Annotated in this window: 9 protein-coding genes and 2 pseudogenes; 1 reads left to right on the top strand and 10 read right to left on the bottom strand. The window is 70.8% G+C overall.

Going from position 1 to position 24079, the window contains the following annotated elements; genetic code table 11:
- Positions 1-88: 88 nt before the first annotated feature.
- Positions 89-259: pseudogene (locus tag P2L57_RS40755) on the top strand (ISAzo13 family transposase); the annotation flags it as partial.
- On the opposite strand, the pseudogene P2L57_RS40225 reads toward P2L57_RS40755, so the two are convergent.
- The 10 genes and pseudogenes from P2L57_RS40225 to P2L57_RS17600 form a co-directional block, all read right to left on the bottom strand.
- Positions 195-335 (bottom strand): annotated as a pseudogene (locus P2L57_RS40225) (integrase); the annotation flags it as partial. The pseudogenes P2L57_RS40755 and P2L57_RS40225 overlap by 65 nt on opposite strands.
- A gap of 21 nt (positions 336-356) precedes the next feature.
- The gene (locus P2L57_RS17560) at positions 357-2129 is read right to left on the bottom strand and encodes an ABC transporter ATP-binding protein (protein ID WP_275815467.1); all 1773 of its coding nucleotides are present in this window, start codon (positions 2127-2129) and stop codon (positions 357-359) included.
- Positions 2126-3922 carry an ABC transporter ATP-binding protein gene (locus P2L57_RS17565; protein WP_275815468.1) on the bottom strand — a complete coding sequence of 599 codons (1797 nt, stop codon included), beginning with the start codon at positions 3920-3922 and terminating at the stop codon, positions 2126-2128. The genes P2L57_RS17560 and P2L57_RS17565 overlap by 4 nt, the downstream gene beginning before the upstream one ends.
- The gene (locus P2L57_RS17570) at positions 3919-5523 is read right to left on the bottom strand and encodes a (2,3-dihydroxybenzoyl)adenylate synthase (RefSeq protein ID WP_275815470.1); all 1605 of its coding nucleotides are present in this window, start codon (positions 5521-5523) and stop codon (positions 3919-3921) included. Before P2L57_RS17570 ends, P2L57_RS17565 begins: the two co-directional genes overlap by 4 nt.
- A 29-nt stretch (positions 5524-5552) precedes the next feature.
- On the bottom strand, positions 5553-6848 hold the full coding sequence (locus P2L57_RS17575; RefSeq protein WP_275815472.1) for a salicylate synthase: 1296 nt from the start codon (positions 6846-6848) through the stop codon (positions 5553-5555).
- Positions 6845-12232, bottom strand: a complete 5388-nt coding sequence (locus P2L57_RS17580; RefSeq protein WP_275815474.1) for a non-ribosomal peptide synthetase — start codon at positions 12230-12232, stop codon at positions 6845-6847. The genes P2L57_RS17575 and P2L57_RS17580 overlap by 4 nt, the downstream gene beginning before the upstream one ends.
- 67 nt (positions 12233-12299) lie before the next feature.
- Positions 12300-12995: a VOC family protein gene (locus P2L57_RS17585; RefSeq protein ID WP_275815476.1), complete on the bottom strand. Its 696-nt coding sequence runs from the start codon at positions 12993-12995 to the stop codon at positions 12300-12302.
- On the bottom strand, positions 12989-15235 hold the full coding sequence (locus P2L57_RS17590; protein WP_275815478.1) for a Gfo/Idh/MocA family oxidoreductase: 2247 nt from the start codon (positions 15233-15235) through the stop codon (positions 12989-12991). Before P2L57_RS17590 ends, P2L57_RS17585 begins: the two co-directional genes overlap by 7 nt.
- A complete protein-coding gene (locus tag P2L57_RS17595) occupies positions 15232-16308 on the bottom strand; it encodes a saccharopine dehydrogenase NADP-binding domain-containing protein (protein ID WP_275815480.1) in 1077 nt (358 codons plus the stop codon). The genes P2L57_RS17590 and P2L57_RS17595 overlap by 4 nt, the downstream gene beginning before the upstream one ends.
- Complete coding sequence (locus P2L57_RS17600; RefSeq protein ID WP_275815482.1) at positions 16305-23936, bottom strand: non-ribosomal peptide synthetase; 7632 nt, start codon at positions 23934-23936, stop codon at positions 16305-16307. The genes P2L57_RS17595 and P2L57_RS17600 overlap by 4 nt, the downstream gene beginning before the upstream one ends.
- Positions 23937-24079 lie beyond the last annotated feature (143 nt).

Raw genomic sequence — 24079 nt, forward strand, 5'->3', positions numbered from 1 at the left:
GCGGCGCAAGCTGCGATTCCGTGACGCCTCGTAGGGACTTGCCGGGAATCAAGTCGTGGCTTCCTTCTCCGGGAATCGTTGTCGTGGTATGGGGAGTTCGGAGGGGATTGAGGCCGCTTTGGCAGCCAAGTTCCAGGTGTTGTTGCCGCATCTGGACGAGCTTCAGCGTCGCCTGGTCATAGGGGCGGAGGCGCAGCCTGCGTGCGGAGGAAAGTGCGCCAGGTCTGCTGGGAGGCGCGCTGCGGTGCGGGCGGCAGGCCCGGAACGGTGCAGATCCGTCGGATGGCGGCGGCGACCCGGTGGCCGAGCCGCCGCAGTTCACCTTGGATGCGGACGTCACTGCGCCGTTGCCGGTTTCACTCGCATACGGCACGGGCCACACCGCAGTGGCCCGCGTGCCACTGCCGCGCCGCCAACTGCGCCGCCCACATGCGGGCGTAGCGCCCGTCGCGGTCGGCGAGAAGTTCCGTGTGGGTGCCGCGCTGGGTGATGCGGCCGGCGTCGAGGACGAGGATCTGGTCGGCGCCGACAACGGTGGAGAGGCGGTGGGCGATGACGACGACGGTCTTGCCTACCACCAGGCGGTCGATGGCCTGCTGCACCAAGACTTCTGACTCGGTGTCCAGGGCGGCGGTCGGTTCGTCGAGCAGGATGACGGGGGCGTCCTTGAGAATGGCCCGGGCGATGGAGATCCGCTGGCGTTCGCCTCCGGAGAGGGCGGAGCCGATCTCGCCGACGCGTGTCCGGTAGCCCTCAGGCAGACGGGAGACGAAGTCGTGGGCGTTGGCCGCGCGGGCGGCGGCCTCGATCTCGTCGTCAGTGGCGTCCGGGCGGCCCATGGCGATGTTGGCCCGGATGGTGTCGTCGAAGAGGTAGACGTCCTGGAACACGATGGCGATGTGGCGCAGCAGCTCGTCCGGTTCCAGCGTGCGCAGGTCGGTGCCGCCGAGGCGGATGGTGCCGTGCTGCGGGTCGGCGTAGCGGCTGATGAGTTTGGTGATGGTGGTCTTGCCGGAGCCGGACGGTCCGACCAGGGCGGTGAGGCTGCGTTCGGACACGGTGAGGTCGATGCCGTCCAGGGTCGGCTGGTTCTGGCCGTCATAGGCGAAGGTGACGTTGTCGAAGCGGATGTCGAAGGCGCTGGGCCGCTGTCCTCCGGGGGCGACGGGCAGGGGCTGGGTCGCAAGGACGTCGTCCACCCTGCGCAGCGCCGCTTCGGACAGCTCGAACAGCTTGGTCATCACGGCTGCCATGCTGAGCGGTTCGGCGAAACGGGCGGCGGTGACGACCACGGCGACCAGGACCACCGGGGAGAGCCGCATGTCGAGGGCGAGCGCGGAGCCGATGGCGACCAGTGCCACGAGGGCGAGTTGGACGATGAGTTGGGCGCCCGCGACGGGCAGTGCGGCGGATCGGTTGGCCTTGACCTGGGCTTGGTGCTGGTGGGCCAGGACGGGGGTCAGGCGCGGGGAGTCGGCACCGGCCTGGCCAGTTGCCTTGAGCACGGGCAGTCCTTGGACGTACTCCACGATGCGGCTGGAGAAGGCGGCGTCGGCCTCGTCCGTCTCGTGGAAGCCGGAGTTGGAGCGGCGCTGCACCTGGCGCACCAGTGGGAGAGCGGCCAGCGTGGCTGCGGCCAGCACCAGTCCGAGCCGCCAGTCGACGGCCAGGACGACCACCCCGAGCACGGTCGGTACGGCGACGAGCTGGATGAAGAGCGTGGAGAGTGAGGAGATGGCGCCGGCCGCGGTGGTGGCGTTGCTGCCGACGACAGAGGTGAGGTCGCCAGCCGCCCGGCGGGCTAGCTCCTGCTGCTGCATGGACCGAAGTTTGGCGCCGAGCCGGAGCCTGGTGGTCTGGGTGACGAGGTGCCAGTAGTCGTAGGTGAACGCCATCTCGCGGACGCGCAGGGCCGCTTCGATGCAGACCAGGGCGGCCAGTACGCCGACCCAGAGCCAGGCCCGGCCGGTGCGGACCGGCTCGTGGATCAGCGCGGCGAGCAGGGGGATGAACGTGGCGTAGGCGGCGGCCTGGAATAGGGAGGCCGCCGCCGAGATCCGCAGCGTGGCGCGGAACTGCGGGGCGTAGGGGCCTGCGGCGGTGAGCATCAGGCGAAGGGTCCGCCTCATCGGCCGGTCTCCAAGGTTGCGGTCTCCAGGTCAGAGGTGGCCAGCCCCCAGCGGGCGGCCTGTTCGTGGCGGGTCCACAGCTGCGCGTAACGGTCACCAGCGGCGACGAGTTCGGCGTGTCGGCCGCGTTCGGCGACCCGGCCGCCGTCGAGGACCACGATTTGGTCCACGTCGACGATGGTGTTGAGACGGTGGGCGATGATCAGGACGGTCCGGCCTTGGGTGAGCCGGGCGATGGCTTGTTGGATCGCGGCCTCGTTCTCGGGGTCGGCGAAGGCTGTCGCCTCGTCCAGGATGACGATCGGCGCCTGGGAGAGGATCGCGCGGGCGATGGTGATGCGTTGGCGCTGTCCGCCGGACAGGAGTGCGCCGCGCTCGCCGACCTGGGTGTCGTAGCCTTCGGGCAATTCGGCGGTGATGAAGTCGTGGGCCGCGGCGGCTTCGGCCGCTGCGTGTACCTCGTCATCGGTCGCGTCAGGCCGGGCCAGCCGGATGTTCTCGGCAACGGTGCCGGTGACCAGGAACGGCTCCTGGAACACGAGGGCGATGTGCCGGAGGAGGACGTCACTGCGGATCTCCCGCACATCGACGCCGCCGATGCGCACGGAGCCGGACTCGACGTCGTGGAACCGTGGGATGAGCCTGGCCACCGTGGACTTACCGGAGCCGGATGGTCCGACCAGCGCGCACACCGTGCCCGCCGGGATGTCGAGGTCGATCCCGTCGAGCGCCGGACGGCCTCGGTCGGGGGCATAGCTGAAGCGGACGCCTGTGAAGGTGATGGCCGAGCCGTTCGGGTCGCGGGGGTGCTCGGGTTCCGGCAGGGCGGGCGCGTCGAGCAGTTCGGTGATCCGGACGGCCCCGGCCTTGGAATCGTTGATGTAGTTGGTCAGGTGCATCAGCGGTGCGACGGCTTCGATCGGCATCGCGCCGATCAGCAGGCCGAGCAGCAGGTCGGTGTCCGAGATCCAGCCGACAGCGCGCATCGGCACCGCGGTGGCCGCGACCAGCAAGAGCGTGGGGAGCGGCACGATGAACAGCTTCGTCAGCAGGCCGGAGGCCCGCGAGGTGGCCAGCCATCCGGCGACGGCTTCGGTGAACTCCCCCACCGCGGTGGAGAACCGCCGGAAGGAGCCCCGTCCGTCGTCGAAGGTCCGCACCACCGGCATGCCCTGGACGAACTCGACCACGGCTGCGGTGACGCTCTCGTTCGCCTGGTTGTAGCGTTCGCGCTGCTGGGTGTAGTCGCGGGAGAGCAGGGACAGGCAGACCACCGCGATCGGGATGATCAGCAGCACGGCAAGCAGCAGTCGCCACTGCACCGTGCCGAGCGCGATCAGTGCGGCCAGCGGCTGAGCGACGCCGGAGCCCGCGAACGGCAGGGAGTCGGCGACCACGTTGTGCAGCGACTTGACGTCGTCCTGCACGATCTTCTTGATCGGGCCGGAGCCCAGTCGCTGCACTTCGCCCAAGGGCATCCTGGCCAGGGTGTCCGCGAGTTTGCCGCGCAGCACCACTTCGAGTGCGTAGGAGGCCTCGTGGGCGATGTTCTCTGCCCGCCATCTGGCGGCGAAGGCGGTCACCAGCGCCACCAGCGCGCCCGTAGTCCAGGCGGCGATGCCCGATCGGCGGCCGGAGAGCAGCTCGCCGACCGCGAAGGCCACGCAGAGGTAGCCGACCACCGCCACGACGCCGCCGACCACTGCGAGCAGTGCCGCCCGGCCGAGACGGGCCCGCGTGGCTGGGGCGAGCGCGACCAGGTCCATTACGCTGCGCAGACCACCCTTGTTCATCGCGTGCTCCCTGCGACGCGTTCGGCGAGCGCCCGCTTGTTGACCTTGCCAAGTCCCGTGCGGGGGAAGGATTCCATCACTTCGACCCGGTCCGGCAGTTTGAACGCGGCGAGGCCGAGGGCTGTGAGGTGGGCGTTCAGCTGCGCGCGGGTGGGCGGGACGCCACGGGCGATGACACAGGCGCAACTGCGTTCGCCCAGCGTCAAGTCCGGGATTCCGACGATGGCGACGTCATGTACGGCCGGGTGGCCGAGCAGGTGGTTCTCGACCTCCTCGACCGGGATTTTGTCCCCGCCCCGGTTGATGACGTCCTTGATCCGGCCCTCCACCATGAGGTGCCCGCTGGGCAGTTGGCGCACCAGGTCGCCGCTGCGGTAGTAGCCGTCGGGAGTGAACGCGGTGCGGTTGTGGTCGGCAGCCCGGTAGTAGCCGCGCACCGTGTACGGGCCGCGGACCTGCAACTCGCCGACCTCGCCGGGTGCCACCTCGCGGTCGTCGATGTCCACGATCCGCAGCTCGTCATCGGCGGCGAGCGGGCGGCCCTGGGTGTGCAGCAGCAGGTCGTCGGGGTCGTCGAGGCGGGTGAAGTTGAGCAGTCCCTCGGCCATGCCGAAGACCTGCTGCAGGCGGCAGCCCAGCGCCGGACCGATCCGCGCGGCGGTGTCCGGCTTGAGCTTGGCCCCGCCGACCTGGAGTAGCCGCAAGCTGCTGAGGTCCGCCTCCGCCCACTCGGCGGCCTCCAGCCAGAGCAGGGCCAGCGGCGGTACGAGCGCGGTGACGGTGACCCGTTCGCGCTCGATCAGGCGGAAGGCGTCGTCGGGGCTGGGGGTCGGGCTGAGCACGACCGTGCCGCCAACGTGCAAGGTTCCGAGGACACCGGGGCAGGCCAGCGGGAAGTTGTGGGCTACGGGGAGGGAAGCCAGGTAGCGGGTGGTGGCATCGAGGCCGGTCACCTCGGCGCTGGCCGTGAGGTTGTAGACGTAGTCGTCGTGTGTCCTCGGGATCAGTTTGGGGACGCCGGTGGTGCCGCCCGACAGAAGGAGGAGAGCGACGTCGGAGGGACGGGGTGCGGGCAGCGGCCGCGGATCGGCGTCGACCGACGACAGGGCGGTGAACTCCCCCGGGTCGCCTGCCACCAGCACGTGGCGCAAGGTCGGTGTCTTCTCACACACGATCCGGGCGAGGGGGCGGTGGTCGAAGCCGAGGTGGGAGTCGGGGATCACATAGGCGACGGCCTCGGAGAGCCGGGCCAGGTGGGCGATCTCGGTCTCCCGGTGCGCGGGGAGGGCGAACACGGGGATCGCCCCGAGCCGGAAGAGCGCGAAGGACAGGACGAGGAACTCGGCGACGTTCGGCAAGTGCACCAGCACCCTGTCCCCGGGGGCGATCCCCAGGCCGTGGAGACCGGCCGCCAGGCGGTCGGCCCGCTCGTCGAGCTCGCGGTAGGTCCAGCGACGGTCGCCGTCGATGACGGCGGTGTGGGCGGGCCGGGCCAGGGCCCGGTCTCTCAGCAGCGAGCCGAGCGTGTGGCCCTGCCAGTAGCCGCGTTCGCGGTAGCGGGTCGCGAACTCCTCCGGCCAGCCGGTGAATCCGTCCAGCATGACAGCCTTTCTTGCAGTGTGACGTTGCATCAGTTCTCGGTCGGCACGACGTACGGAGCGACGCCGGCGAGCTTCTCGCAGGTCTCCTCGTACTCGCGGGCCGGGCGGGATGCTCCGACCACACCCGCGCCGGCGCGCAGCCAGGCCCGCCCGTCGCGCTGGTAGACCGCACGCAGCACCAGGGCGGCGTCCAGCGAGCCGTCGCTGTCGGCCATCAGCACCGTCCCCGAGTAGAGGCCGCGTGGTTCCTCCTCCAACTCCTCGATGAGCCGGTACGCGGCCGACTTGGGGATGCCGGAGGCCGTGACCGGTGGGAACACCGCGCCGAGTGCGTCCCATGCCGTATGGCCGTCGGCCAGCGTCGTGGCGACGCGGGAGGCCAGGTGCTGAACGCTGCCGCGCGGTTTGACGGTGAGGAACTCTCCGACCCCGGTGGTACCCGGCCTGCCCACCGAGGCCATCTCCTCGAAGGCGAGTTTGACGGAGGTGGCGTGCTCGAAGACCTCCTTGGGGTCGCTCAGCAGCTCCGCCCGCAGGGCCTCGTCGGTGTCCGGGTCGCCGGTGAGCGCTCGAGTGCCGGCCAGCGGCTGGGTCGAGGCCGTACCGGAACCGTCCACCTCCACCACGGTCTCCGGGCTGAATCCGGCCGCCTGCCAGCCGCCGAGGTCGAGCAGGAAGGAGCGGGCCGGGGTGTTGTGGCGGCGGCCGAGCACGTAGGTGGCGCACAGGTCGACGGCGAAGGGTATGGGCACAGTGCGCGACAGGATGACCTTCTGCAGCCGATCGCGTCCGATCTCCGCGACCGCGTGTGCGACGCCGGCACGGTAGGGCCGGGCACCGGTACGGACCGGTACCGGCACGGCGTCGGCGCGGGACGGTTCGGCAGGTTCACCCAGCAGCTTGCGTGCGGCGTCGATGGTGTCGTCGTCGAGGGCGCGGACCAGGATCTCGTCCTGCGCCACCTGGAACTCCAGTCGAGGAATTATCAGGTGAGCCAGCGTCTGGTGCGCCCCTTGGGCACCCTGGCTGGCGAGTTCGAAGCAGGCCCATCCGTAGGCGCGCCAGCCCGCCAGCGGTACCCGGTCGAGCGCCGCTTGTATCCGCCGCCAGGGGGTCCCGGCCCAGGGCTCGTCACCGCCGAAGGTGCTGCGCACCCGCCGTGCGTCGACGCGGATCTCCCCCAGCGGATTGCCCGCGACGTGCCATCGCTGCCCGCGCTCGTACACCACGTGGTCGGTGAGCAGGCCGGAGCCGACCAACTGGGCGACGACCGCGAGCGGGTCGAACCGGCCCTCGACGAGCGCCTCCCGGTAGCTGTCCGTCACGATGCCGTCTCCCTCGCGGTGATCGGTGCGGCGATGAGCTCGGCGACCTGGCGCGCGTTCTGCTCCTCGATGCAGCTGAAGTGGTTGCCTTCAATGTCGGTGACCCGCATGTCCCCGATACAGACCTCGCGCCAGAAGGCGAGGGTGGTCTCGTCCATCCCCGGCGCGAAGCCGGACGCCCCGTGCGGGCGCAGGAAGCGGAGGTCACCGGCGTACGGCGCTGGGGTGAACCGCGCGGACAGGAAGCTCTGCCGGAAGACACGGAACATCGCGCCGACCATCTCCGCCGGCATCTCTTGGCCCGTCGCCTCGGAGGCGGCGCGGGCGTACTGGACGAATCGTTCCTCCCGGGTGTGGGCATCGAGGCTTCGGAAGTAGGCGGCGATCCGATCCAGTTCGGGGTCACCTCCGACCTCGGCCAGGGCTCCCTTGGGCACCCGTCCGTCGTGGCCCTCGACCACCTTCATGAAGGCACGGACCATGGCGTCGGGGTCGACTTCGCCGAAGCCGGCCTGCTCGAGGGAGATGTGCAGGTTGGGGATGAAGAGCATCTCGATCATCACGTCGTCCTCGACGTCGATGACCACGGGGTGGCTGCTCACCAGGATCAAGTCCTCGACCAGCACGCCCCGTTCGTCCAGCCGCCGGGCCACTTCGGCGGCGAACAGGCCGCCCAGGCAGTAGCCGATCAGCTGGAAGCGGGTGTGTCCCTCGGCCAGCAGTCGCTCGGCGTAGTCGTCGGCCAGCCGCTCGATCACCTCGGCCGGATCGAGCGAGGTGTAGGCCTCGGTGTCATCGATGACGACGCCGAGGACCGGGCCGAGGCCCTGTGCCACCAGTTCCTTGGCCAGCGGCCGGAAGCAGTCCATGGTGCCGAGCCCGGCGTGGAACAGCACCCGCACCGGACCGTCTCCGCCGGTGCTGAAAGGCACCAGAACGGCGTTGCTGGAATCGGCGCGTCGCCCGGCAGGAGCGTCTCCGGACACCTCCGGCCGTGCACGCAGGAATCGGGCCAGCGCCTCCAGGGTCGGGTGGTTGAGCAGCTGGCGCAGCAGCGTGTCGAACGGTACGTCGGCGGCTTCGGGCAACTCCTCGCGCAGGCGCCCGGCCATCCGGGCCATGATCAGGGAGTCGGCGCCGAGGTCGTAGAAACTCTCCGTGCGGCCGATCCGGCCGACGGCCAGGGCAGCCGACCACAGCTCGGCGAGCTGGGCCTCGAAGGAGTCGGCGGGTTCGTCGGCGCGCGCTGCGCGGATGCCACCGACCGGCGCGGGCCGCCAACCCTGCAGCGTACGGCGATCGATCTTGCCGTTGCCGGTGAGCGGGAGCGCGTCGACGATCTGCAGGTGTGACGGGAGCATGTGCGACGGCAGGCGAGCGGCCAGGTGGTGCAGCAGGTCCGCCTCGGTCACCAGCACCCGGTCGGTCTTCAGACGGACGGCGAAGAGGTGGACGCCCTGAGGGGCGAGGGTGTGGTCGTCGTCGGGCAGGCAAAGGACGTTCTCGATGCCGGTGGCCTTCGCCAGCAGTTCCAGCCACTGGTCCCGGTCGAGATACGACGAGCCGGTCGTACGGCGGGTGTCCTCAGGGGCGGTCATCATGAACGCCTGAGAGGCCAGGATCCACGGGTGTTCCCGGGTCGGCTCGGTCAGCACCAGCCAGCCCCCGGGGGCGACCAGCTCGGCGAGCCGGGCGAGCGCCGCCTCGGTGTCGCGGGCGTTCTCCAGCACGCCTGCGGCCAGCACCACGTCGAAGGAGTTCGGTGCCAGACCCTGCGCGCGATGGTCCGCGTCGACGTCGAACACCCCGAAACGCACCCACGGATGTGCACCGAAGCGGTTGCGCGCCTCGGGCAGGAAGAACGGCGAGACGTCGGTGAACAGGTAGTCGGTCTCGAAGCCTTCGGCAAGTGTGGCGAGGACACCCTCGGTGGTGCCGCCGGTTCCGGCTCCCACTTCGAGGACCCGCAATGGGCGGCCCGCCGGTCGGTGTTCCTCGGCGATGTGGCGGAAGAGCGAGGAGACGGCGCCGTTGAGGTAGCGGGCCATGCTGTGCTCGCGGTACAGCGCGTGGGCCGTGTCGAACCTCCCCTCGGGGAAGAGCAGTTCCACCGGGTCCTGCTCGCCGGTCAGCAGGGCGGGCAGCCGTTCGGCGTTGCGTCGCAGATAGGCGAGGAACTCCGGGGAGCCCAGCGCGTCCGTCCAGGCCGCAGAGACCTCCGCCCAGCGTTTGGCCGCCGCCTCCTCGTCGACGGGGCCGAGGTCGGCTTGCGCCAGCACCGCCCGCCAGCGCCCGACCAGCCACTCGTGGCGCGGGTCGATGGCGGCCCCCGCTGCCTCCACCTCGCGCAGCGCATGGGCCATCGAGGAGAGCACGGCCGTATCGAGTCGCTCGATGTACGTCTCGACCTGAGCACGGGTCAGGCCCTCGGCAACCTCGTCCGCCAAGGCGCTCACCGGGGCGGAGACCTCGCCGCCGCTCCGGGAGGCGCGGGCGCACTCGGCCACCGCCAGCAGGCCGCGTTCGGAGCCGGATCCGTCCAGGACGACGCCCGCGGCGGCGACGGCCGGGTGCTCCAGCAGCGCGGCCTCGATCTCCCCGAGCTCGATCCGGTGGCCCCGAAGTTTGACCTGGGTGTCCTCCCGTCCAAGGAACTCGATCTCCCCGCCGGGCAGATAGCGACCGAAGTCGCCGGTGCGGTACAGCCGTTGGCCGTCCTGCGGGTGGGTGATGAAGCGGTACGCCGTGGTCTCCTGGTCGCCGAGATAGCCCTCGGCGAGTCCGGCTCCGGAGATGTACAGCTCACCGACCGTCCAGACCGGGCAGTCGCGCAGCGCGCTGTCCAGTACACGGAAGCCCTGGTTGGCGAGGGGTGTGCCGTACGGGACGCTCCGCCAGCCCGGGTTCAGGCCGCTGTACGGGTGGTGGATCGACCAGATCGACGCCTCGGTGGCGCCGCCCAGGCTGATCACCCGCAGCCCGGGCACGCGCCCGGTGATCTCGTCGGGGAGGGTGATCGGGATCCAGTCTCCGGAGAGCAGGGCAAGGCGCAGCGTGGGCAGCGCGATCCCGGGCTCGGTCTCCAGGTAGGTGGCGAGCATCTGCATCAGCGCGGGTACCGAGTTCCACACCGTCACGTCGTGCTCGGCGATCAGCGCGGCCCAGTGTGAGGGGTCGGCGCGCCGCCCGGCGTCCGGGTAGACCAGGGCGCCGCCCACCGCGAGAGGGCCGAAGATGTCGTAGACGGAGAGGTCGAAGCCGAGGTTGGCCAGGCCCAGGACGCGGTCCTCGCCGGTGACGCCGAGGCGGCGGTTGATGTCGGCGATGGTGTTGCCCGCGGCGCGGTGGCTGATCACCACGCCCTTGGGGCGTCCGGTGGAGCCGGAGGTGTAGATGACATAGGCGGGTTGGTCCGGGTCGCCGCCGGTCGGCACGGTTGCCGGTGTGGTGGAGGGCAGTCGGTCCACCGCGATGACGTGCGTGCCCTCGGGCCAGTCGGCGTCCACCCAGGACTGGGTCAGCACGTGGCGTACCTCGGCGTCCGCGAGGATGGCGGCGCGGCGCAGCGGTGGCTGGACGGTGTCAACCGGCAGGTAGACGGCTTCGGTGAGCAGCGTCCCCAGTACGGCCGCGACTTGTTCGACGCCCTTGTCCATGACGATGGCAATGCGCTCCCCCGGTGAACAGCCCACCGAGCGCAGTGCCTCGGCGACAGCGGTGGCCTGGCCCGCTAGTTCGCCGTAGGTGACGACGCCGTGCGGGCCGTACACCGCGGGCCGTTCCGGGGCACGCACCGCGTGGGCGAACACCGGCTGGTGCAGCAGGGTGTTGGGCAGGGGTGCCGCGGTATCGTTGACTCGGCGGCGTTCCTGCTCCTGCCAGGCGGGCAGCGGGACGGACTCCCCGGCGTCCCAGGTCTCTTCGCTGGTGGCGAGGGCGCGCAGCAGCGTTTCGAAGGCGGCGAACATGTCGTCTACGACGCCTTCGGGGAAGACGCCTTCGCGGGCATCCCAGTTGACCTGTAGTCCTTCGGCGTCGTCCATCGCCTGGCAGTCGATGAACACCTGCGGGGTCTGGGTGATGCCGAAGCCGCCCAGCCGACCGGAGACATGCCGCCCGCCGTCGCTGAGGCCGATGGCACTGGTGAACACGATCGGCAGGAGAGCGGCCTCGCGCCCGCGCCGGCGGGCGAGTTCACGCAGCACCTCGACTCCGGAACACAGCCGGTGGTCGAGGTCGTCGAAGAGCTGACCGCTGACCGCCATGGCGCGCTCGGTGAACGAGGTGCCCGCGCTCCAGTCGACGGCCAGCGGGTTGACGGAGGTGAAGTCGCCGACGATCCGGTCGACGTTCGGGTGCAGTGGCAGTCGGCCCAGCACCGTGAGGTTGAGGGAGAAGCGGGACGTACGGCTCCACCGCTCGATCACGGCGGCGTAGGCGGCCAGGACGGCCGAGGACGCGGTGAGTCCGCGCCGCTGGGCACGCTGTTTGAGCTGCTCCCAGGCGGGGCTGTCGAGCTTCAGGAAGCGGCGTCGGAAGCGAGGCTCCGACTGACCGTCGGCCGTCGGCAGTTCCGGTGCGGGTGGCAGCTCGTCGATCCGGACCCACCAGTAGTCCCTGTCGCGCTGGTAGCGGCTGCTCTCGCGCAACTGGCGTTCGGCCAGCAGGTAGTCGCGGAACCGGACGTCCAGCTCTGGCAGTTCGCGGGCCGGGGCCGCGTGCAGAGCCTCGAACTCGGCCAGTAGCAACCGGATGCTGGCCCAGTCCGCTATCAGGAAGTCCAGGGACAGGTGCAGCACGGCGCGGTCGGGACATCGGCTGACCCGCAGGTCGAACAGCGGCCACTGGGTGGTCTCGTGCACCCGGTGGCCCAGTTCCTCCCGCACGGCCTCCAGCGCGCTCTCGATCCGTTCGCTTTCCGCCTCTCGCAGGTCGGCCGCCGGAACGGACAGGTGCGGGACGCTTGGCAGGACCCTCTGGGAGCCGTCGGCCTCGATGACGGCCCGCAGCATGTCGTGGCGCTCGATGAGCCGGTTCCATGCCGCCTCGACGCGCTGCGGGTCGAGGTCGGGGTAGTTCACCTCCAGGTAGACGTGGCAGGCGACCCCGCCATAGCCGAAGGCGTCATTGCGCCCGAGGAGGTATGCGGCTTGAACGTCGGTGAGCGGGAACGGCTCGTGTGCGGCCTGCGGTGCTGGCGTGATGGCGGTCGGGGTGCTCTCTGCCCGCAGGTGTTCGATGACGACGGACTTGGCGCTCCGCAGCGCGTCGCGCTGCTGCGGGGTGAGGGCGCCCTTGGGAGCCCGGTAGCGGAGTTCACCGGACTCCTCCCACAACGTCACTCCGCCGCGGCGCAGTTCGGCGATCAGCTCGGCTGGGCTCATGCTTCTTCTCGACCTTCTATTCGGTTGGGTCGCGGCGGAACGTCGGCGGCGGAAGGGGGTGCCATGGTCATCCCTTCGGCACGGCGGCGGTGAAGGCGGCGCCGTGTAGCTTGTCGGGGTCCAGGTCGGCCTTGAGACCGGCCAGTTCCACGCCGAGGAGCCCGGTCCGCGGTGCGGGCTCGACGGCAAGCCACCGGTCCTCGCCGATCAGCGCGTCGAAGCAGCGCCGGTCGGCATCGGCCACCCCCATCCGGACCCGGGCGATGCCGTGAGCGCCGTTGGGGTGTACGACGTGTGCGGGGCGCTGCGGCGGGTCGTAGGCGGAGACGACGAAGGGCAGCCGGGACGGGCGCGGGGCGAGGAACTGGTACCGGACGAGCTGACCGTCCGGTCGGGTGCGCCGTCCCTTGACGACCCGGGAGAGGGGAACCCCCGCCGCGCGCAGCGTCGTCCGGGTCTGGTGCAGGGCCGACTCGTCCGTCTCCAGGGCGAGGTCGCGCCAACCCTCGCCGGGCCGGGCCCAGCGCGTGAGGCGCTCGCCCGCACCCGGCCCGTAGGCGGCACCGAGTGGCCATCGCAACAGGCGGAATGCGGTGTGCAGTTGGAAGAACTCGATGAACGGCCCCTCGGCGAACCACAGCAGCGCGTTGTGCGCCCGCGCGGGGTCGCTGCCGTACTCCACGGTGAAGCCGAGGTCCGTGAAGTCCCTGACGAGGGCCCGGACGTCGTCGACCTTGTAGACGAGATGGCTGGTTCTCAGCATGGTGAGGTCCTTGCGGCGAAGAGGCGCTGGCCCAGCGGTGCGAGCGGATGGTCCTCGCCGGGCAGCGTGAGGACGTTGTCGATACCGGCGTCGCCGAGTACGTCCAGCCACTGGCGGCGCGAGAGGAAGGTGGTGCCCGAGTCGAGGCGGGCGTCTTCGGGGGCGGTCATCATGAACGCCTGCGAGATGAGGATCTCCAGGTGCTCGCGGGCCGGTTCGGTGATCAGCAGCCAGCCGCCGGGGACCAGCAGTTCGACCAGGCCGCGGACGGTCGCGGCGGTGTCCCGCGCGTTGTTCAGGACACCGGCCGCGATGACGATGTCGGCGGAGCCCGATGCATAGCCCTGGGCGCGGGGGGCCCGGTCGATGTCGAACAGGTCGAAGCGGATCCACGGGTGCCGCGCGAAACGCTCGCGGGCCGGGGCGAGGAAGAACTTCGAGACGTCCGTGAAGAGGTAGTCGGCCTTCAGGCCGCCCTCGGCCAGCGCCGCGGTCACCGCTTCGGTGGTCGCGCCCGTTCCCGCCCCGGCCTCAAGGATGCGCAGCGGGCGCGGTCCCGGATGCACCGCGGCGACCGCGCGTACCGTGGCCGCGACCGCGGTGTTGAGGTATCGGGCTGTGACGGTGTCGCGGTAGACGGAGTCGGCCAGTGCCGAGCGGCCTTCGGGGAAGAGGAGGAGCGCGGCCTGCTGCTCGCCGGTCATCAGCTGGGGCAGACGTTCCGCGTTGCTGCGGAGGTAGTCGATGAGTTCGGGCGGTCCCAGTCGGCCGGTCCACGATTCGGCGGCCAGGTCCCAGGCTCGACTGGTGGCGGCCTCGCCGACCGTCCTGGTGGAGCGGAACAGCTCGCCCTCGCGCTCGACCGGGCCGCGCTCCACCAGCTCCTGGAGCCAACGCTCGATCAGCCAGTGGTGCACAGGTGCCACACGCCCGGCGGTGAGGATCTCCGGTATACTGCGGCCCGACTCGTCCAGGCCCTGGGCTTGCAACGTGAGCAGCACCGAGGACAGTACGGCTTCGTCAAGGCGCTTTACGAAGGCCTCGACGTGGTCGGCGGTGACTCCGCGCACCTGCGCCTCCGCGCTGGTCACCGCCTGGGCGACGGCACCGTACAGGCTGGCGGGGGTGTGCTGCCGCCCGGTCAGGCCGCGTTCTTCCCCGACGGCGGCCACGGCGGCGGTCAGGTCGCCGACGGCCACCGGCTGGTGGACCTGCTGGGGGCGCAGAGCGGGATAGCCCAGCTGCGAGGTGACGTCCTGCCACATGCGGCACAGCGTCAGGTGATACTGGTCGGGGCGCTCGCCGCCGAGCTCCCCCAGGATGGCCGCACGCAGCGCGAGCAGGTCGCCGCCGATCGCGGCGGGCCACAGCTCGCCCAACGCCTGGCGATATCCGGGCTGTTGGGACGGACCCAGAACGGTCGTGCTCGGATCCCCCAGATGATCCGTGCCAGGCCCCGTGAAGTCGAAGTGGTTCTTGGCCGCATCGGGGATGTGCAGGCGTGGGCTCCAGGTGACCGGGCCGTGCGTGTCGCAGAGGGTGAGCCTGCCACCGGCCGTTCCGATGGTCGCCTGGTGCAGAAGGTGCAGATGGTTGTCGGGGTCGGCGGGATCGACCTGGTTGTGTACGCGCAGGGTGAGTGGCACGCCCCCGATCTGCCCGGTCAGGACGGAGAACGGGCCGTCGGCGCCGTCCGCCGCGGCCACCCGCCACGGTCGCACCGCGCCCAGCGCGTCGCCGAGGATGTGGAGCAGCGGGAAGGCGACCTGCACCGAACAGGCCGCGTCCACGTGGACGGCCGGCTGCCGGGCGAGCAAGGCGCGGGCTGCCGCCGCGAACCTGCGCACGGCAGGCAGCCGGGCGTACAGGTCGCCGACCCGGAAGTGGACACCCTGGCGGCGTGCCTCGCGCAGGCATGCCACCAAGTCGTCGTGGTGCACGGGCTGTTCCTGCATCACGTAGATGCCCCGGCGCAGCAAGCGCAGCGCCAGGTCGGTGCCTGCGCCGCCCATCACGCCGGAGCGCAGGACGACACAGGCGAGGTCGATCTGGTCGGGCAGTTCCTCGGGATCGGTGAACAGCGGTACGGCGTAGCGCTCGGCGCACTCGACCGAGCGCCTGCTGCCCTTGGCGAGCACACCGATGATCTCGAACTCGTCCGGCAGCGCGGCGAGCGCGGACAGGTAGAACTGGCCGAACGTCGTCCCGCACACGATCACCCGCAGCCTGCGACCGTTCACAGGGCTCCCTCCTCGACCACGACCAGCTGATCGATCGTTGTTTCCAGGACCGTCAGTTCGCATCTGTCGCGCAGCCGCCCGACGGTGGCCGACGGGTCGAGCGCCGTCGCGGCGTGCCGGGCTCCGGCCGGTACTTCGCCGCGCAGCACGGCCAGCGCGGTGGCGGCGGTCATGGCGCCGGTGAGCTCGGCGATGCCGGGGGCGCGAAGGACCGCCGTGCGGGTGGCCGCCCTGCCCGCTGCCGTGGTGCCGTCGAGTTGAATCAGCAGGGTCACGTACGGGGTGCGCCCGGCGGCGTCCAGTGCGGTGGCCCGGCACAGGTCGGCCGCCGCCTCGGCTGGTGGCCGCGTACGGGCGGCGTCCAGCGCGGCGCCCAGGTGCTCGCCGTCCAGCACGGTGTACCAGTGGCCGTGGGTGAGCGAGAGGTCCCGGGCCAGTTGTTCGCCCTCCGCGTCGAGGTACGGGACCGCGCTGACCTCGCGCGGGAAGAACGGTAGCGTGACCGCCGCCTGCCGGGTCAGGGCGGAGGAGCGGCGGTCGCCGTCCCGCCAGGCGGCGAGCGGCTCGTTGTCGCCGCCGAGGACGCCGCGCAGATAGTCCTCGGCACCGGTTGGGGTGAACCGGTCGAGGACTCCGGCGTAGCAGGTCAGGGCATGCACGGTGGTGAACTCCCGGGCCGCCAGCCAGCGGGGCAGCAGGCCGGACAGGCCGGGCAGGGCGCCTGCGGCGAAGACCGCGCGGCGCTCGCCCACGTACTCCGGTACGGTGTCCCCGCCCGCTTCGACGTAGTGTGCTCCGGCCGCCAGCGCCGCACGGGCCACGCGTGCGGCGGTCCGGTGTGATGGGCCAGCGCAACCCACGACCACCTCGCAGCCTTGGACGAACGCCGCCAGTGAGGCGTCGTCGTCGACGTCGACCACGGCCGCCTCGACCGTGCCGGGCAGGGCGGCCGCAGCGCGCTGAGCCGCCGTCAGGTTCCGGCCGCCGATGCGCAGCGGGCCCGCGCCCCACTCGCCCAGCAGACGGGCGGCCTGCGCGCCGACCGCGCCATAGCCGCCGATGATGCCGATCACAGGGCGCCCTCTTCCATCTCGTCCGCCGCCGCCAGTTCCTCGGCGAGAGCCGCTGTCACCTGGGCGAGGCTCGGTCCTGCGAACAACCGCCGCAGGGGCAGTTCAACGCCGTAGCGCTGCTTCACACGCTCGATGAACCGGGTGGCCAGCAGGCTGTCGCCGCCCAGCTCGAAGAAGCTGCGCCTTCTGCCGACCGTTGAGCGACCGAGCAACTCGGCCCACATAACCGCGATTTCCTGCTCCAGGCCGCCCTGCGGGGCTTCGTCCAAGTCCTCGGAGCCGTCTGCTGCGGCGAGCGCGGCGAGAGCCGCGCGGTCCACCTTGCCGTTGGCGCTCAGCGGCAGCCAGGGCAGGACCTCGACGCGCTCGGGCACCATGTGCGCCGGAAGGCGGGTCGCCACGTGGGCCCGCAGCCCCACCGGGTCCAGGTCGACGGCCGTCTCCGGGCGCCGCGCCCACAGCAACTCGGTGCCGGGTGAACCCATGGGGCGGTAGCCCGCGTCGCTCAGGCCGGCCCGGGACAGCAGCTCGGCCCAACGTGAGCCGGGCAGCATCGGAGAACCCGCCTTCTGGCGTTCGCGGTCGAAGCCGGAGTAGCCACGATCGAGGAGGGCCCCTGTCAGCAGGACGATGGGCGTCAGCTCGGCTCGCTCGGCGGCGATCAGCGTGCCGCCGCTTCGGGCGAGCAGGGCGGCCAGCGCGAGGCCCTGGGCCGGGTCCGGGTAACGGTGCAGGGCGTTCACGGCCACCACCGCATCGAACCGGTGTCGCAAGTCGTCGGATATTCGGCGCAGTTGGTGGCAGGCCGTCTGATGTGGCAGCGCTTCCAGACGGCGGCTCGCCTCGGCGACCATGGTCGGGGCGGGGTCGAGCAGGGTGTAGCGCACCTGCTCCGGGCCGAGGAGGCCCAGCAGGCGGGCCGCGGTCCGGCCGTCTCTGCCGCCGAGCTCGGCGACCTCGATGGGCCTGCCCGCCTTCTCCGCCAGGTCGGCCAGGCGACGGGCGATCTCTGCGATGACCTGCGCGGTCCCCGGGTCTTGGTCGGCGAGGCTCACCGGGGACAGCGCATCGTCGTCGAGCAGTACCGCCGGGTCGAGACGGCCGGCGAGGATCTGCCGGTAGTCGTCCAGCCGCTCCAGCAGCCGGGCGTGGACGCGGGCGATGAGGCCGCCGTACTCGTCAGTGCCTACCTGCGGTTCGGTGCGAGTGAGCGCGGACGCAAGGCCGGGTCCGGCACCGTATGCCCCCGCCTCTTCGACCAGAACCTTCTGTTCGACCAGCCAGCGCAGCCACAGCCGCAGGGTCGGTAGGTGCTCGTCCGCCACGCTCAACCGCGTGGCGAAGTCGTATGGTTCTCGATCAGCGAGCTCGTCCAGGCGGAGCAACCTGATGAGGACGGCCTCGACCGCCTCGCCCTCCTGCTGGAGCGCGCGGGCCCGCTCCGCCAGAAGGTCGGCGCTCGGCTCGGTGCCCTCGGCGTCAATCGACTGCGACGGCGTGGCCGGGACCACGGCGGCGAGCAGTTGGCGGGCCGCGGCCTCACCGGCGACCGTGACGACGGCGCCACCGACACCGGGATGGTCCCGCAACGCGGCTTCGATTTCGCCGAGTTCGATCCGGTGGCCGCGTACCTTGACCTGGCGGTCGGCCCGGCCGAGGAACTCCAGCGTCCCGTCCGGCCAGTACCGGCCCAGGTCCCCGGTGCGGTACCACCGCTCGCCACCGAGCTCTACAAACCGTTGAGCCGTCGCATCGGGCGCGCCACGGTAGCCACGGGCCACCCCCGCACCGCCGATCCACAGCTCACCGGTCACCCAGTCCGGGCAGTCCCGCCCCAAGGTGTCCACCACCCGGTAACGCTGGTTGCGCAGCGGAAACCCGTACGGGATCGACCGCCACCCCGGCTCCACCTCGGCCACCTCGAACGCGTTGGACCAGATCGCCGCCTCGGTGGCACCGCCAAGAGCGACGAACCGGCAGTCGGACCGCTGCGCCGCGAGCCGCCCCGGCAGATCAAGACCCACCCAGTCACCGGAAACCAACACCATCCGCAAAGGATCAGGAGCCTGCTCCCCCTCCGCGACCACCAACAGCATGTCCAGCAACGCAGGCACCGAGTTCCACACCGTCACCCCATGACAGCGAACCAACTCCAGCCAGCGCCGGGCATCACGCCGCGACTCCTCCTCGACCAACACCACCGCACCACCCACCGACAACGGACCGAACACGTCGAACACCGACAAGTCGAAATCCAGCGCGGACAACGCCAGCGTCCGGTCCTCGGAGCCGATGGCGAAGCGGGTGTTGATGTCGTCGACGGTGTTCATCGCCGCCGCATGCGTGATCTCCACACCCTTGGGCTCACCGGTCGAGCCCGAAGTGAAGATCACGTAGGCGAGTGCGTCCGGGTCGGAGTCGACGGGCCTCGGCGCGGGCTCGACCGAGACGAAGTCGTCGATCACCAGGGGCCGAAGCGACTCCGTCCACCCCGAAGCCGCCTGACCGGCTTCGTCGGTGACGACGAAGTGGACGTCGGCCAGGCGATGGATGCGATCCCGGCGCGCGGCCGGCTGGTCCGGGCCGACCGGCAGATACGCCGCTCCGGCCGCGAGCACCCCGAGCACCGCGGCGATCTGGTCGGGCCCCTTGGGCAGGGTCACCGCGACCACCTCACCTCGCTGGACGCCATGTTCGGCGAGGAGCGTTGCCAATCGAAGGGCGCGCTGCGCGAGTTGGCCATAGCTGAGCCGCTCCTGGTCGCCCCACCGCAGCGCGACGCGGTCGGGGTGCTCGGCGGCACGCTGGAAGAATCCCGCGTGAAGCAGCTGAGCCGGGGCCGTGGTACCAGTCGCGTTGACCCCGGCGCGAGTGTCCTGCTGGGGCCCGGGGAGCAGGTCCGGTCCGGCCGAGTCCCAGTCGCCCCAGCCAAGCCAGTCGAGCAGCCGAAGGTAGGCGTCGAACATCACGTCGACCAGGCCGTCCGGGAAGAGTTCCTCGACGACGTCCCAGTTGAGGTGCACACCGCCGTCGGCGGCGTCCGTGACCTGGTGGTCGAGCCACACCTGCGGGGTCTGCGACACCCCCCACACGTAGTCGGTGAACAGCCCCGAGCCGGGTTCACTGCCGACGCCGAGGGCGCTGGTGAACACGACGGGCATGGTCGTCTCGGGTTCGCCGGTGTGCCGGGCGAGTTCACGCAGCACCCAGACGGCTGAGACCTCCCGGCGGTCGAGCGCCTCCCACAGCTCCTGCTGCACGCGCCGTGCCTTCGCCAGCCAGCTCTCCCCCGACTGCGGACGGCAGGCGACGAGCATCAGCGAGGTGAAGTCACCCAGGACGTTGGCGATGTCCGGGTGGACGTCCTTGCGGTCGAACAGCGTGAGGTTGAGTGTCAGGTCGGCCCGGGCGCTCCATCGTCCGAGCACCTCGGCGAAGGCGGCGAGCAGCACTGCGGATGGAGTGAGACCGTGCTCGCGGGCCCGGTCGGTGATCGGCCGCCAGTGCGCGGCGCTGATCCGGGCCTCGCGCCGGGTGAACCGCGGTCGGTGAACCGTAGCCGGATCCACGGCCAGCGGGAGCTGCGGCGACGGCGGGAGGTCGGGCAAGCGTTCGTTCCAGTATTCCCGCGCGACGGCGAGGGCGGCGGGTTCCCGGGCGGCGCCCAGCACGTAGTCACGGAACGAGACGCCCACCGGGGGCAGTTCGGCGTCCAAGTCCTCGTAGAGGACGCCGAGTTCGGCGTAGAAGGTGAGGATGCTGAGGGCGTCGAGGACGATGTTGTCCACGCCGATTCCCAGCCGGATGCGGTTGCCATAGCGGACGGCACGGATCGAGAAGAGCGGCCAGCTCGCCGGGTCGAACACCTGGTGCGAGGCGGCGTTCCGCAGTTCCTCGAAGGCGGCTTCGGGCTCTGATCCGGCCTCGGTGACGGTGACGCGGTAGCGGGGCACGTCGGGCAGAATGCGCTGCCGGCCGCGTTCGTCAACGACGGCTCGCAGCATCTCGTGCCGCCGCACCAGGCGGTCGACGGCCGCCTCAAGGCGCTCCACGTCGAGGTCCAGCACGTCGTACTCGCGATAGAAGTGGCAGCCGACCCCGCCGAGGGTGAAGCCCTCACCCCGGCCGAGCCAGTAGGCGCGCTGGACGTCGGTCAGCGGGAACGGCTCCAGCCGGTGCTCCGGATCGGCGGCCAGGACGGTCCTGGACGGCGTGGTGTCGTCCAGCCGCAGGGTGGCGGCGAAGTCGGCAAGCACGGGGCGCCTGAAGAGCTGGGCGAGGGTGACGTCGGCGAAGCCGTCCGCCCGCAGCCGTCCGACCAGCCGTGTCGCGAGCAGGGAGTCGCCGCCGAGGGCGAAGAAGTCGTGTTCGCGGCCGACTTCGGCCACTCCGAGGATCTCGGACCAGGCCGCGGCAGCACGCCGCTCGATCTGGCCGGTCGGCCGGGTGACGGGCACGGCGCCCTGGGCGTCGTGGTGCCCGAGCGTGCGGCGCAGGGCAGCGCGGTCGACCTTACCGTTTGGCGTCAGTGGCAGCTCGGACAGCAGGGCGATCCGCTCGGGCACCATCGCCGAAGGCAGTCGCTCCGCCAGGAAGGCCCGGAGCTCGGTGATGTCCGGTGCCTTGCTGTCCTGGTTGCGTGACGCTCCCGCCGCTATGTCGGCCAGCGCCTTCCAGTCCGGTACAGGCTCGGGTGACGCGTCCGTGACAGCGGCGGCCAGTCCGCCGTCCTCGCAGACGACCGCGATGCCCTGGCCGACACCGGGAAAGTCCCGCAACGCGGCTTCGACTTCGCCGAGTTCGATCCGGTGACCGCGCACCTTGACCTGACGATCGGCCCGGCCGAGGAACTCCAGCGTTCCATCAGGCCAATAGCGGCCCAAGTCCCCTGTCCGGTACCAGCGCTCGCCTCCGGCCTCAACGAACCGATCCGCCGTCAGTTCAGGCGCACCCCGATAGCCACGGGCAACCCCCGCGCCACCGATCCACAACTCACCCGTCACCCAGTTCGGGCAGTCACGCCCCAACGCATCCACCACCCGGTAGCGCTGGTTCCGCAACGGACACCCGTACGGGACGGAACGCCACCCCGGATCCACCTCGGCGACCTCGAACGCGTTCGACCAGATCGCCGCCTCCGTCGCCCCACCCAACGCGATGAACCGACACCCCGGCCGCAACACCGCAAGCCGCCCCGGCAGGTCAAGCCCCACCCAGTCACCAGAGACCAACACCAACCGCAGCGGCTCAGGAGGCTCTCCGCCCTCCGCCACGATCAGCAACATCTCCAGCAGCGCCGGAACGGTGTTCCACACCGTCACCCCGTGACAGCGGACCAGCTCCAGCCAACGTCCCGCGTCACGCCGTGCCTCCTCCTCGATCAACACCACCGCCCCGCCCACCGACAAAGGTCCGAAGACGTCGAACACCGACAGATCGAAGTCCAGCGCGGACAGCGCAAGGGTGCGATCCTCAGGTCCGATGGCGAAGCGCTCGTTGATGTCGTCAACGGTGTTCATCGCCGCCGCATGCGTGATCTCCACGCCCTTGGGCTCGCCGGTCGAGCCCGAGGTGTAGATCACGTAGGCGAGGTCAGCGGGAGCCCCGGGCACGGGTCCGACCAGTGGTGTGACGTCCTCCGGTACGGCGAGGTCGTCGAGGACGAGCCGCACTCCGGCAGTGCGGTGGATGCGTTCGCGCCGCAACTCGGGCTGGTCGGCGCCGAGGGGCAGGTAGGCCGCACCGGCGGCGAGTACACCCAGGACCGCCGTGATCTGTTCCGGCCCCTTGGGCAGGGTGACCGTGACCAGATCTCCGGGACCGACGCCTTGGGACCTCAGATGGGCGGCGAGGGCGAGCGCCCGTCCGGCCAGCTCTCCGTAGCTGAGCGAGCGGTCTCGGCCCCAACGCAGTGCCGTGGCCTGGGGGTCGCGGGTGGCGTACGCGAAGAAGCCGTCATGCAGCCGCGTACCCGGGATCGGCGCCGCCGTGTCGTTGACGCCTGCCCGCACCGCGAGTTGGGCTTCCGGGAGAAGGGCGGGGGCGGGCTCGCTCCAGGCGTCCTGGTCGGACAGCAGACGGTCGAGCAGTCGGCTGTAGGCATCAAACATGGCGTCGGGGACGCCGGGGGCGAAGGCGTCCTCGCGGACGTCCCAGTTGACCAGCAGCCCGCCGTTCACCTCGGTGACCTGTGCGTCCAGCCACACCTGCGGTCCCTGCGAGATGATCCAGGACGGCTCGCCGAACGCGTCGCGGACCTCGGCCGGGAACAGCTCGCCGAGGCCGAGGGCGCTGGTATAGACGACGGGGGCGAGGATCTGTTCGCCGTGCAGGCGGGACGCGTCGCGCAGAACCTCGACTCCTGAGTATCCGGCGTGCGCGGCATCAGCGTGGAAGCGCGCCTGGAGCCGGGCCGCGCGTTCGGCGAAGGATCCGGGTGCGGCGCCGTCCCAGGCCAGCAGCACCGATGAGGTGAAGTCACCCACCAGATCGTTGACTTCGGCATGCAGTGGTTCGCGGTCGAAGAGCGGGAGATTGAGCAGGAAGCGCGGCTGGGCACTGAAAGCGGTCAGCGTCTCAGCGAAGATGGCGGCCAGTGCCATGGCCAGGGTCAGGCCGTGCCGACGGGACAGCCGGTCGAGACATCGCATCGTCTCCGGATCCAGCCACCGGTGCCGACGCACCGCGACGGCCGTGTCCGAGGCTGCGACGAGCGGCAGTTGAGGAGCGGCGGGCAGATCGGGAAGATGCCTGCGCCAGTAGTCGCGGTCGGCGTCGAGCGCTGCCGCGCGGGGCTGCGCGTTCCGTGCGGCACGCCGCTCGGCGAGATAGCGGGGAAAGCTGTAGTCCAGCGCGGGCAGCGGCGTGCCGGGGTCCGCGTAACCGCGGGCGAGATCGGCGAGCAGGACCCTCAGGCTCAGCGCATCGGCCGCGACCATGTCCAGGTTGACGTGGACGCGGGAGCCGCCGGGGCGGATACCGGGTGGCAGCAATGAGAGTTGGATGTCGAAGACATCACCGGCCGCGATGTCCATACGTCGGTGGGACAGGCGTTGCCGGATGTCGGCCAACTCCCGCTCCGCGTCGGCCGCGGGCAGCGTGCGGAGGTCGTGGACCCGCAGTCCGGGCCAGTTGCTCCGTGCGGCGATCTGCTGACGGCCGTCGTCGAGGATCCGTACCCGCAGCATGCCATGGCGCGCGAGCAGCGCCCGCACGGCCGATTCCAGGCGGACCGGATCGACCTGCTCGCCGTCGAACTCGTTGTAGAAGTGCGCCGCCACGCCGCCGAGTTGCTGGCCCTCGGCGCGACCGACCCAGTACGCGTGCTGCATCAGCGCGAGCTCGAAGGGCTCGGACTCGTCCACGCGCAGGGCGCCGGTCGGCACCAGGTCGGACGTCCCACCGGCTTGCGAGGCGGCAGCGACCAGCTCGCGCCAGGCTGCCACGGTCGGTTCGGCGGCCAGTTCGGCGAAACCGATGTCCAGGCCGGACCGCCGCAGTCGGCCCGCCAGCCGCATCATCGCGAGTGAGTCCAGTCCGAGCGCGATGAGGTTCTGGTCCTCACCAACCTCCTGCGTCGGCAACCCGAGCAACTCCGCGACCTCGTCTGCCAGGTCAGCTGCGGCCATCTCGCGATCCTGCGACATGTGGGCCCCCTCCCGTGATGTGGACGTGCGCCCGGTTCTCGCTCCCGGGTTCGACTATTACGGCCACTTCTCTACTTGGAAGTGATTATCATATGCGTTAAGCCGCTCCGGTAGGCAAGCCCTTG

This window comes from Streptantibioticus ferralitis, assembly GCF_029223525.1.
Classification (GTDB): Bacteria; Actinomycetota; Actinomycetes; order Streptomycetales; family Streptomycetaceae; genus Streptantibioticus_A; species Streptantibioticus_A ferralitis.

Bases quoted from the DNA above. Each gene is read 5' to 3' on its own strand.
- P2L57_RS17560 (WP_275815467.1), bottom strand. From the start codon at position 2,129: ATGAGGCGGACCCTTCGCCTGATGCTCACCGCCGCAGGCCCCTACGCC.
- P2L57_RS17565 (WP_275815468.1), bottom strand. From the start codon at position 3,922: ATGAACAAGGGTGGTCTGCGCAGCGTAATGGACCTGGTCGCGCTCGCC.
- P2L57_RS17570 (WP_275815470.1), bottom strand. From the start codon at position 5,523: ATGCTGGACGGATTCACCGGCTGGCCGGAGGAGTTCGCGACCCGCTAC.
- P2L57_RS17580 (WP_275815474.1), bottom strand. From the start codon at position 12,232: ATGAGCCCAGCCGAGCTGATCGCCGAACTGCGCCGCGGCGGAGTGACG.
- P2L57_RS17585 (WP_275815476.1), bottom strand. From the start codon at position 12,995: ATGCTGAGAACCAGCCATCTCGTCTACAAGGTCGACGACGTCCGGGCC.
- P2L57_RS17600 (WP_275815482.1), bottom strand. From the start codon at position 23,936: ATGGCCGCAGCTGACCTGGCAGACGAGGTCGCGGAGTTGCTCGGGTTG.